14 protein-coding genes are annotated in these 10,579 nt (G+C 63.4%); 5 read left to right on the top strand and 9 right to left on the bottom strand.

Translation table 11 applies throughout. The features are described from left to right. Positions 1 to 16 precede the first annotated feature (16 nt). Genes KBX19_RS04205 through pyrR form a run of 3 tightly spaced genes read right to left on the bottom strand, consistent with a single transcriptional unit; the run spans position 17 to position 2,772 of the window. Positions 17 to 1,282, bottom strand: a complete 1,266-nt coding sequence (locus KBX19_RS04205; protein WP_255997592.1) for a dihydroorotase — start codon at positions 1,280 to 1,282, stop codon at positions 17 to 19. Next, complete coding sequence (locus tag KBX19_RS04200; protein WP_255995367.1) at positions 1,283 to 2,224, bottom strand: aspartate carbamoyltransferase catalytic subunit; 942 nt, start codon at positions 2,222 to 2,224, stop codon at positions 1,283 to 1,285. Beyond that, positions 2,224 to 2,772: a bifunctional pyr operon transcriptional regulator/uracil phosphoribosyltransferase PyrR gene (gene pyrR / locus KBX19_RS04195; RefSeq protein WP_255997590.1), complete on the bottom strand. Its 549-nt coding sequence runs from the start codon at positions 2,770 to 2,772 to the stop codon at positions 2,224 to 2,226. Before pyrR ends, KBX19_RS04200 begins: the two co-directional genes overlap by 1 nt. A 128-nt stretch (positions 2,773 to 2,900) precedes the next feature. Between pyrR and KBX19_RS04190 the strand changes: the two genes are divergently transcribed. The 5 genes from KBX19_RS04190 to KBX19_RS04170 are packed head-to-tail and all read left to right on the top strand — an operon-like array spanning position 2,901 to position 5,859. Continuing rightward, a complete protein-coding gene (locus KBX19_RS04190) occupies positions 2,901 to 4,238 on the top strand; it encodes a TIGR01777 family oxidoreductase (protein WP_255997589.1) in 1,338 nt (445 codons plus the stop codon). Next, a complete protein-coding gene (locus tag KBX19_RS04185) occupies positions 4,235 to 4,723 on the top strand; it encodes a YbjN domain-containing protein (RefSeq protein ID WP_255995333.1) in 489 nt (162 codons plus the stop codon). Before KBX19_RS04190 ends, KBX19_RS04185 begins: the two co-directional genes overlap by 4 nt. Positions 4,724 to 4,725: 2 nt before the next feature. Then, positions 4,726 to 5,217, top strand: a complete 492-nt coding sequence (locus tag KBX19_RS04180) for a hypothetical protein (protein WP_050748810.1) — start codon at positions 4,726 to 4,728, stop codon at positions 5,215 to 5,217. Positions 5,218 to 5,267: 50 nt separating this feature from the next. Next, complete coding sequence (locus tag KBX19_RS04175) at positions 5,268 to 5,414, top strand: hypothetical protein (RefSeq protein ID WP_005289991.1); 147 nt, start codon at positions 5,268 to 5,270, stop codon at positions 5,412 to 5,414. 22 nt (positions 5,415 to 5,436) lie between these two features. Then, positions 5,437 to 5,859, top strand: coding sequence for a hypothetical protein (locus tag KBX19_RS04170; RefSeq protein ID WP_255997588.1), 423 nt, complete (start codon positions 5,437 to 5,439; stop codon positions 5,857 to 5,859). Between the two features lie 8 nt (positions 5,860 to 5,867). Here KBX19_RS04170 and KBX19_RS04165 read toward each other — a convergent pair whose 3' ends face one another. From KBX19_RS04165 to aroB, 6 genes are all read right to left on the bottom strand, one after another. Beyond that, positions 5,868 to 6,716: a PPK2 family polyphosphate kinase gene (locus KBX19_RS04165; RefSeq protein ID WP_255997587.1), complete on the bottom strand. Its 849-nt coding sequence runs from the start codon at positions 6,714 to 6,716 to the stop codon at positions 5,868 to 5,870. After that, a complete protein-coding gene (nusB, locus tag KBX19_RS04160; RefSeq protein WP_370686996.1) occupies positions 6,697 to 7,350 on the bottom strand; it encodes a transcription antitermination factor NusB in 654 nt (217 codons plus the stop codon). The genes KBX19_RS04165 and nusB overlap by 20 nt, the downstream gene beginning before the upstream one ends. A 1-nt stretch (position 7,351) precedes the next feature. After that, positions 7,352 to 7,915 (bottom strand): elongation factor P, encoded by a 564-nt coding sequence (efp, locus tag KBX19_RS04155; RefSeq protein WP_005289983.1) that lies wholly within the window; start codon positions 7,913 to 7,915, stop codon positions 7,352 to 7,354. A gap of 61 nt (positions 7,916 to 7,976) precedes the next feature. Beyond that, positions 7,977 to 9,068, bottom strand: a complete 1,092-nt coding sequence (locus KBX19_RS04150; protein WP_255997584.1) for a Xaa-Pro peptidase family protein — start codon at positions 9,066 to 9,068, stop codon at positions 7,977 to 7,979. Further along, positions 9,068 to 9,499 (bottom strand): type II 3-dehydroquinate dehydratase, encoded by a 432-nt coding sequence (gene aroQ, locus KBX19_RS04145; RefSeq protein WP_255997582.1) that lies wholly within the window; start codon positions 9,497 to 9,499, stop codon positions 9,068 to 9,070. The genes KBX19_RS04150 and aroQ overlap by 1 nt, the downstream gene beginning before the upstream one ends. After that, entirely contained in the window at positions 9,496 to 10,569 is a 1,074-nt protein-coding gene (gene aroB / locus KBX19_RS04140) for a 3-dehydroquinate synthase (protein WP_255997581.1), read from the bottom strand. Before aroB ends, aroQ begins: the two co-directional genes overlap by 4 nt. Positions 10,570 to 10,579: the final 10 nt, after the last annotated feature.

Genomic DNA, 10,579 nt, shown 5'->3' with positions numbered 1-10,579 from the left:
GTCTCTTGAGTGCTGGTTAGCGCAGGAATGTCGGGGTGCCGCGGAGGATGGTGGCGCTCACGCAGGCGTTGAAGTTCATGTTCTCGTAGGGGGTGTTGTTCGCCTTCGAGGCCATGTCCGCGCCGTGCGCGGTCCATCCGGCGTCCGGGTCGACGAGCGTCAGGTTCGCCGGCTCCCCAACCGCAATGGGGCGGCCCTGGTCGGATAGGCCGAGAATTTCGGCGGGCCGCTCGCTCATGACGCGCGCGACAAAGCGCCAGTCAGCCAGGCCCGACTCGACAAATACATGCGCCACAATGCTTAACGACGTCTCCAGCCCGAGCATCCCCGGCTTCGCGTGCTCGAATTCCACGCACTTGTCTTCGGAGCCGTGGGGGGCGTGGTCGGTAGCGATGACGTCGATGGTGCCGTCGAGAAGCGCGTCGCGCAGCGCGATGGTGTCGCGGTGTTCGCGCAGCGGCGGATTGACGCGGAAGAGGCCGTCGTAGGTTTCCAGCTTGGCGTCGGTGAGCAGCAGGTGGTGCGGTGTGACCTCGGCGGTGGCCTCGATCCCCTGTTCCTTAGCCCAGCGCAGCAGCGCCACGGTGCCCTCGGTGGAGGCGTGGCAGATGTGGTAGCGGCCGCCGTAGTCGCGGGTCATGATGAGATCGCGTGCGACAATGGACTCTTCGGCCACACGCGGCCAACCGCGCAGGCCGAGGCGGGCGGCGTTGGCGCCTTCGTGTGCACTGGCGCCCTCGGTCATTCGGTGGTCTTCAGCGTGCTGTGCCAGCACGACGTCGTGAGCCTTGGCGTACTCGATCGCGCGGCGCATCAGCTGCGGGTCGTTGACGCAGCGGCCGTCGTCAGAAAACATGCGGACGTGGTTGCGGGCGAGCAGCCCGATCTCGGTGAGCTGCTTGCCCTCCAGGCCCTGCGTGATGGAGCCGACCGGGTAGACGTCGCACTTACCGTAGGCCTGGCCCTTTTCCCATACCGCTTCGGCGAGGAAAGGCTGGTCAATGACCGGCTGAGTGTTCGCCATGGTGAACACGGCGGTGAAACCGCCCTTGGCGGCGGCATCGGAGCCGGTAGCGATGGTCTCGGTGTCCTCGCGGCCGGGCTCACGCAGGTGCACGTGCATATCGACGAGCCCCGGCAGCAGCACGTGGCCATCAGCGTCGATCGTGTCGGCGGCGTCAAAGCGGGAATCCCCCATCTCCGCGATGACACCGTCGCGGATGAGGATGTTGGTCGTGTCCTCGCCGTAAGGGCGGACGTTGTTGATCGCAAGCGTGGTCATCTAGATCTCCTCTCCGCTCGCCAGCAAGGTGAATAGGACCGCCATGCGGGTGTACACGCCGTTGGTCACCTGGTTCAGAACCACCGCGTTGGGGCGGTCGGCGACGGCGAAGTTGATCTCCATGCCGCGCAGCATCGGGCCGGGGTGCATGATCAGGGCATCACTACCCAGTTTGTCAGCGCGAGCTTCCGACAACCCGTACAAGGTGGCGTATTCGCGGTGGGACGGGAAGAACCCGCCGAGCATGCGCTCCGCCTGAACGCGCAGCATCATCACTACATCGGGCGCGACCCCGTCAGCACCGCCCTCCAACTCGGCATCGAAGTCGTAGCACACCTTGCACGGCCAGGTCTCCACACCGGCCGGCAAGAGCGTCGGCGGGGCGACCAGCACAACCGTCGCGCCAAGCGCCGAGAGCAAGTCCACGTTCGACCGCACCACGCGCGAGTGCAAGCAGTCGCCGACGATGAGCACTTTCTTGCCCTCTAGGTCGCCGATGTGTTGGCGCATCGTCACAGCGTCGAGAAGCGCCTGGGTGGGGTGCTGGTGTTGGCCGTCGCCGGCGTTGATGATGCTCGCATCCGGCACCCACTGGCGCAGCAGATTAGGCGCGCCGGAGGCCGGGTGCCGCATGATGATCGCATCCGCGCCGACCGCCTCGATGGTCAGGGCGGTGTCCTTGAGTGACTCGCCCTTTTTCACCGACGAGCTAGAGGCAGAGACGTTGATGACATCGGCGCTCATCCATTTGCCCGCTGTCTCAAAAGACGAGCGTGTGCGCGTGGAGTTCTCGTAGAACAGCGTGAACACCGTCCGCCCGCGCAGCGTCGGCAGCTTTTTCATCTCGCGGCCGTCGAGGGCTTCGCGGAACCGGTCCGCCTCATCCATCAGGCCGATGATTTCTTCGCGGGACAAGTCCGCGATGCTGATCAGGTGCTTCATCATTCACCGTCCTTGATCAAGGTGACGCCGTCGGAGTCGTCGATCGGCGTGAGGGTGACTTCGACATCCTCACTGCGCGAGGTGGGAATGTTCTTGCCCACGTAATCCGCGCGGATCGGCAGCTCGCGGTGTCCGCGGTCAACAAGCACCGCCAGCTGAATGACCTGCGGTCGCCCGATGTCCGCAATGGCATCGAGGGCGGCGCGGATGGTGCGGCCGGAGTACAAGACATCGTCGATAAGCACCACGATCGCGTCGTTGATGTCGACCGGAATGTCGGTGGGCAACAGGGCGCGGTGCGGACGTGCCCGCAGATCGTCGCGGTACAGCGTGACATCTAAACTGCCAACCGGGACGGTGACCCCGGCGAACTCTGCGATCGCCGCGGAGATGCGCTTTGCCAGCGGCACTCCCCCCGACGGAATCCCCAGCAAAATGACCGACGGTGCGTCGGGTGCATCAAGCGCTGTTTTCTCGATGATTTGATGCGCGATGCGTGCAATCGTGCGCGACACGTCGTTGGCGTCAAGCAACTGTGTGGCACTCATCGAACCTCCTTCCCCGCCTCTCTGTGCGGAATTTAAAGGATGCGTTTCTGTGTGCGTGTCTAAGCTGGAGACCAGCTTTTGAACGACACCCGCAAGATTATCACTCAAACGCGTAAAGCAGGTTCCCAATGTCGATCACCACCACCCACCTCGTGCCCGCGCCGCTTGAGCGCGTCTGGGAGTGGCACACCCGCCCGGGCGCCGTGCAGCGCCTGACCCCGCCTTTTCTGCCGATGAGCGTTGTCGCCGGCGCTGAATCGCTACGCGACGGAACCACTGTGCTCAAGCTGCCCGCCGGCCAGAAATGGATCGCGCAACACGTCGCCGAGGAGTACGTTGAGGGCTCCCAGTTCGCCGACGTGGCAGAGAACACTCCCGTCAAACAGGCGACCCAATGGAAGCACACCCACCTCTTCGAGCAGGCAGACAGCGGCACCCGCATCACCGACACCGTGGACACGCGCGTGCCGGAGGCCATGCTCAAGGCGGCCTTCGCCTACCGCCAACGCCAGCTCGTCGAAGACCTCGCGTTCCAAGACCGGCTCGAGCAGATTGCCGACGTCGCTCCGAAGACGATCGCGATGACCGGCTCGCGCGGGCTCGTCGGTTCCGCCTTGAGTGCGCAGCTGACGACCGCCGGCCACACCGTCGTTCAGCTTGTGCGCGGCGACGCAGAGGAGGGCCAGCGCCACTGGGACATGGAGAACCCGGACGCATCGCTTTTCAGCGGCATCGATGCCGTCATCCACCTTGCCGGCGAGTCCATCATGGGCCGGTTCACCGACACCCATAAATCGAAGATCTATTCCTCGCGCATCGGCCCGACGCGCAAGCTGGCCCAAGCCGCAGCGGACGCCGGTGTGGAGACGTTTGTATCCGCCTCAGCCGTCGGCTTCTACGGCACCAACGCCGGCGACCGCGTCCACACCGAAGCTGACGGCCAGGGCGATGGGTTCCTCGCCGAGGTCGTTGCTGAGTGGGAAGCCGCCACCGACTACGCCCACGACACCGGTGTGCGCACCGTGAACATTCGCACCGGGCTCGTCCTGTCCGGTGAAGGCGGACTGCTGCCGGTGCTGCGCTTCTCCGCGTCGACTGCCCTGTCGGCGCGCTTCGGCGACGGCGACTTCTGGATGTCGTGGGTTGCCATCGACGACCTGACGGACATCTACATCCGCGCGCTTTTCGACGATCAGCTCTCCGGCCCCGTCAACGCCACCGCCCCGAACCCGGTGACGAACGCCGAGATGTCGAAGGCGCTGACCTTGACACTCAACCGCCCCGAGCTGATGGGCATCCCCTCGCTCGGCCCAAAGGTGCTCCTGGGTGAAGAAGGCGCCCGCGAGCTCGCGCTGGCCGACCAGCGCGTTGAGCCGGCAAAATTGAATGAGCTCGGCCACCACTTCCGCTACCCCACCCTGCAGGAAGCACTCGACCACGAACTCGGCAAGGAGGAACTACTGTGACACGACCAACTAATGGTGAAGACGGGGACGTCGATACGCCCCGCGATATCACGGTGAATGACATTGCGGCTGTGCTCGACGCTGAAAACCTCGAGTACCGCATCGAAGAAGCTGACGCTGGCCCCGGCGAACCAACCCGTACGGTGCTGCGCACCGGCTTCGTCAACGCGGCGATGGTGTTCGCCTTCGACGACGGCCGGCTGGTGTTCGAGTCCGTGTGGCGCGGCGAGTTCACCCCGATGGACGCCTCGTCGCTGCTCTTCGCTGTGAACGAGTACAACCAGACGCGTTTCGCGCCGACGCTGCGTTTCTTCCAGAGCGAAGAGAACACCCTGGTCATTACCGGCATCCGTTCGCTGGACGTTTCCCAGGGGCTTTCCGACGATCAGCTCGGGTCCTTCGTGGTCACCTCGATCGACGCGACATTGCAGGCCTTCGACTTCTTGGCTGAATCATTCCCGACCGCTGTGACATGGGAGGAGTAACCGTGAGCGACAACAACGTTTCGACTGTCACTATTGACCGTATTGTGGACGCCGCTGCTCAAGCGGGCATCGGTGTAGAGGCAGACTCCACCGGCCGCGTTGCCCAGGGGCTGCACGAGGACCTGCAAATCATGATCGTGCTGCTGGACTCCGTCTTCATCGCCCGGGCTGACTCCGCCACCGATACCCCCGCCGACACGCCGGAAGCGACGCTGTACCTGGCTGCCAACGAGGTCAATTCGACGTTGGTGGGCGCGCGTGCGATTGTCGGCAACCGGTCCGAGAATCTTATCGTGCGCACCGAGTCCGAAGTGCATTGCGCAGCGGGCATGAACGATCCGCAACTGCGCGCAACTGTCACAGACGCGGTAGACAAGGTGGTCAGCGCGCACAACGCGATGGTTGTCCTCTCCGAGCAGATCGAAGCGGCGCAGGCCGAAGTGGAACAAGCCGAAACCGAGCGCAGCAGCGGAGATTCTGAACTCGAGCAGTAGCACTGAGCGGCGGTCATGTACGCTGAACCTGATCGCGGGAGGAGTGCAGCATGTCGAATCAGTGGAACCAGCCACCCCACGACGGCCGTAATGGCGGATTAGCGTTCGTGATTGGCTTCGGTGTGCTCTTCGCGACCGTTGATGAGTCGACACCGACCTCCACCTCCACGTCCGTGACCACCACGCGCAGTTTTTAGCGCTGTAGCCCCCTGAAGACACATGGCGCTGCACGATGTTGACTTCTTCGAGGTCATGGGGGCTTTCTATGCGCTTGACGCCGACAGCGCGATGGACGAGCTGTCCGCGTATCCACCCAGTTGCTGGACGGGGCTCGCTTACGAGTGGAAGAGCGACAACGCCTCCGAGTATCATCAGTTCATTCAGTACGTCGTCGACGTACTCCCCTCGCACGCGCCGATGGGCTGGGTGTTTTCTCTCGTCGAAGAATATCTGCACCCGATCGTGCACTTGCCCGACGCCGTGGACATCGCCGCGGAGACGCTCGTCCGGTTCTGGAACGCGCACCTGGAGTGCCGGACCGCTGACAATGAGCGTGAACTACGCGACTACCTCCGGCTGCTCGATGACCACCCGGATTCCGAGCGCGTTCCTGACATCGCCCGGCAAATCACGCCCCGGTGACGCGGGCTCTAAGACTCCTCGAGGCGCGTGAGTTCGGTCTCGATATCGAAGTCCGGTTCCGGCCAGGACAAGTCGAGCTCGCGCAATGCGCGTGCCAGCAGAGTTTTGACTACGGTGCGGCAGTAATCCTTGTCGTCGGACGGGATGCAGTACCACGGTGCGACGTCGGTGGAGGTACGCGTCATCGCGATCTCGTAGGCCTTCTGGTACTCGTCCCACAGCTGACGGTCGTCGATGTCGCCAGGGTTGTACTTCCAGTGCTTGTCCTCGCGCTCGAGACGCTTACGCAGGTTCTCCTTCTGGAAGTCCTTGGAGATGTGCGGCATGACCTTGATGATCTTGGTGCCGTTCGCAGCGGCTTCGTTCTCAAAGTCGACGATTGCCTCGTATCGCCGTTCGATCTCTTCAGGCGGGGCCATGTTCTTCACGCGCTGGACCAAGACGTCTTCGTAGTGGGAACGATCGAAGACAGACACCACGCCCGGCTCCGGCAGGTGTGGGCGGATGCGCCACAAGAAATCGTGTTTGCGCTCTTCTTCCGTCGGCTTACCGAAGGCCTTGATGTGCACACCCTGCGGGTCCATCACGTCGCCGACGACGTTGCGGACAATGCCGCCCTTACCGGATGTGTCCATGCCCTGGAGGACGAGCAAGACCGAGCCAGCATTCTCATTACCGGCGCGGCCGTTAGCGTAGAGGCACTCCTGCAGTTCGGCGATTTCTTCGTCGAAGTCGGAGTAGGCGCTGTCGACGTTGCCGTCGGAAAGCCCCGGCGTGGATGCCGGATCGACGGAGGCAATCTCGAAGTCAGGCCCAACGCGGAGGGACTCTGCCTCCTCAATCGTTACTTTGGCCATCGGTGGGCTGCTGCTCCTTCGATGTCTCGGCGGAGGTGGAAGGCTCTTCCGCCTCGGAAGGCACAGCTGGCTCCGCAGCATTAGCGTCGATAAGCGACGTCGCAGCCAAGCCCGTGTTCTCTGTGACTACCGCGGCTTCAGCGGTGTCGGTGAACTGCCCGAACTCGTCTGTTTCCTGGGCGATCTCGGGCGCATTGGACGCGTGTGCCTGGATGATGTCGTCGAGCACGGCGTGGATGTACGGTGACGCATTGTCGCCGGCGTACTCGGTGGACATTTCCATAGCGTTAGCGATGGAAATGGGCGGCTCAACCTCGTCGTTGTAGAGAATCTCCCAGGTGGCCACGCGCAGGATGGCGCGGTCGACGGCGGGGATCCGGTTGAGCTCCCAGTTGTCGGACAGGAAGCGCTCGATCGCGTTGTCGATCTCGTCCAAGGCGGCGGCCGCACCCGCGATGATCTCGCGGGTGTAGTCAGCCACAGGCGCGACGGCGTTCGTGGGATCGCCGGCCAGAGCGGCGCGGTCCTCCACGATCGCCACTGGGTCGACGTCGCGGGTCTCTGCCTCGAAGAGGATGTCCACAGCGCGGCGGCGCGCACGGTAACGGGCGCCGTGACGTTTGTAGTCGGGCATCTTAGTTGTTCACGCGGGAGAGGTACTCGCCGGTGCGGGTGTCCACCTTGACCACGTTGCCGGTCTCGAGGAACAGCGGAACCTGGATCTCAGCGCCGGTTTCCAAGGTGGCCGGCTTGGTGCCGCCGGTGGAGCGGTCGCCCTGCAGGCCCGGGTCGGTGTGCTGAATGCCCAGGTCGACAGAGATCGGCAGTTCGGCGAACAGCGCCTCACCCTCGTGGAAGGAGACCTGCACACGCATGTTTTCCAGCAGGAAGCGGGCGGCGTCGCCGAACTTGTCCTCGGGCAGCTCGTACTGCTCGTAGGTCTTGTCGTCCATGACCACGTAGTTCTGGCCGTCGTTGTACAGGTAGGTCATGTCGCGGCGGTCGACAGTCGCGGTCTCCACCTTGACGCCGGCGTTCCAGGTCTTGTCCACGGTCTTGCCCGTGACCACATCCTTGAGCTTCGTGCGCACGAATGCGGGGCCCTTGCCCGGCTTGACGTGCTGGAACTCGATGATCTGCTGGAGCTTGCCATCAACGTTGAGGACAAGGCCGTTCTTGAAGTCGGCGGTAGTTGCCACGTGAAATCCTCCTTGTGGGGGCCGTCAAAACATGCCCATGCTACACGAACAAGGCTAGATACTAAATGACTGTGAGTTCCTTGGGGAACTCGGTAATGATCCGCGGCGCGCCAGAGGTGATCACCACGGTGTCTTCGATGCGCACGCCGCCCCTATCCGGCACGTAAATGCCCGGTTCGACGGTGAGCGTCATGTTCTCCTCAAGCGTGCCCACACCCTTGACACGCGCGTACGGTGCCTCGTGGACGTCCAGGCCAATGCCGTGGCCGGTGGAATGCACGAAGTGCTCGCCGTATCCGGCATCAGCGATGATGTCGCGGCAGTGCTTATCGACGTCAGCCAGTCCCCTCCCCGGCGTCGCTGCCTTCACCCCGGCCATCTGCGCGTCGAGCACCACCCCATAGATCTCGCGGGAGAAATCTGTGGCGTGGCCGATGCAGAACGTGCGCGTCATGTCGGAATTGAAGCCGCGGTAGTGCGCACCAAAGTCGATGGTGACCAGATCACCGTCCTCAAGCACCCGGTCGCCGGCGCTGTAGTGCGGCAGGGCAGAGTTCGGGCCGGAGGCGACGATGGTGTCGAAGCTAGGTCGTTCTGCCCCACCGAGGCGCATCCGGTATTCGAGGTCGGCAGCAATCTCGCGTTCGGTGCGGCCGGCGCGGAGCTCGCCAGCGTCGATAAGCGCGGTCAGCGCGCCCACCGCAATGTCGGCGGCCTCCGTCAAACGTCGAATCTCAAAGCCGTCTTTGATCAGGCGAATGTCCTCGACGACTCCAGTGACCGGGACGAGTGTCACGCCCTCCGGGCAGACCTTCTGCAGGCGGTTCAACCCGTCGACGGTCATGTGCGCGGCATCGAAGCCCACGCGCCAGCCGTCAGCCACACCGGCGATCAGAGTTTCCGCCGGCGTGGAGACGATCTCTGCCTCAATGTCCGGAACTTCGGCCGCGATCTGCATGGTGTAACGGCCGTCGGTGGCGATCTTGGCGGAGAGGTCCTTGTTCACCAGCAGCGCACCGTTGGAGCCGGAGAAACCGGAGAAATACCGCACGTTGACCGGGTGGGTCAACAAAAACGAGTCAATACGCTGACCAGCCAGTTCCGCCGAGAGTTTGCGGCGGCGGGTCAGGAAACGGGAATCGGCGAAACCCATCATGCCCTCCTCAGGAAGTATTCCAACGCCAGCTCGTAACCGTCAGCCCCCAGGCCAGCGATGACTCCGGTCGCGATTGGCGAGAGGAAGGAATGCTGCCTAAACGGCTCGCGCGCGTGCACATTCGAGATGTGCACCTCGACGAAGCCGGGTCCGTTCTGCAGTTCCACGAGCGCGTCGCGCAGAGCCACGGAGGTGTGGGTGTACCCGCCCGGGTTGATGATGACGGGCCAGTCGTTGTCGGCGGCGTTATGAATCGCGTCGATAAGCACGCCCTCATGATTCGACTGCCGGAAGTAAATCTCGGCACGATCGCCCGCGCGCGTTTTCAGTCGCTCCTCGATATCGGCGAGCGTCACGGAGCCGTAAATCTCGGGCTGCCGCTTGCCAAGACGGTTGAGATTGGGGCCGTTGAGCACGAGTACCTTCATGCCAACTCACTATAGGCTGCGCGCAGCTCCTCCATGGTCGCATCTTCTAGGCGCGTCGTGGCACCAATACCTTCGAGCACGACGAAGCGGATGCGGCCGTCGCGATTCTTCTTGTCGTGCGTCATGCCTTCATATAGTTCCTCGAAGGCATCCTGATCGTACGTGGTGGGCAAACCGACCGATGCGCAGATCCTGCGGTGGCGGTCAACGACCCCTTGATCGATGAGCCCACGGTTGCGCGCCAGCACTGCAACGAAGATCATGCCGACAGCGACAGCGTTGCCGTGGCGCCAGCGGTAATCTTCGCGCTTTTCGACGGCGTGGCCCAGCGTGTGGCCGTAATTGAGGATCTCTCGCAGGTGGGATTCCTTGAGGTCTTCGCCGACAACGCGGGCCTTGACGGCGACGGAACGCTCGATCAGCTCGGCGATGCGGTCCTTCGGAACGTCGCCCTCCGGGCTCTGCGCCGCTTCTTCATAGATGTCCAGGATGACCGGGTCGGCGATGAAACCGGTCTTGATGATCTCTGCGGAGCCGGCGACGAACTCCTCATGCACGAGGGTGTCCAGGCGGTCTAGGTCGATGTACACGGAGTCCGGCTCGTGGAACGCGCCGACTAAGTTCTTACCGGCGTCGGTGTTAATACCGGTCTTGCCGCCCACGGCAGCGTCGACCATGGCCAGCAGCGTCGTAGGCACCTGAATGACCTTGATGCCACGCATCCACGCCGCAGCGACAAAGCCAGCGAGGTCTGTTGTCGCCCCGCCACCAAGGCCGATGACAATGTCCTGGCGTGAGAAGTTCTGCGCGCCGAGCGTGTCCCACAGCTCCCCTGCGACGCGCAGGGTCTTGCCGTCTTCCGCATCCGGGATCGGTGCGAGTGTGACGTTCAGGCCTGCGGCCTCGATCAGGGTGCGCAGCTGTTCCGCTGTATCCGCCAGCGGCGTTTGATGCACGATCATCACCTGGCGTGCGCCAGTCTCCTGCGCACGCTGGGCGATCTGCTCGTTCAACCCACGGCCAATGTGGACCTGGTACGGGTTGGGGCCGGTGACGTCGATGACAGCCATGGGGGTGCTC

Source organism: Corynebacterium sp. CCUG 71335 (genome assembly GCF_024454075.1).
In the GTDB taxonomy this organism is placed as follows: domain Bacteria; phylum Actinomycetota; class Actinomycetes; order Mycobacteriales; family Mycobacteriaceae; genus Corynebacterium; species Corynebacterium genitalium.
Note: the sequence above shows the minus strand (reverse complement) of the source record. Positions and strands in the feature narration are given on the sequence as shown.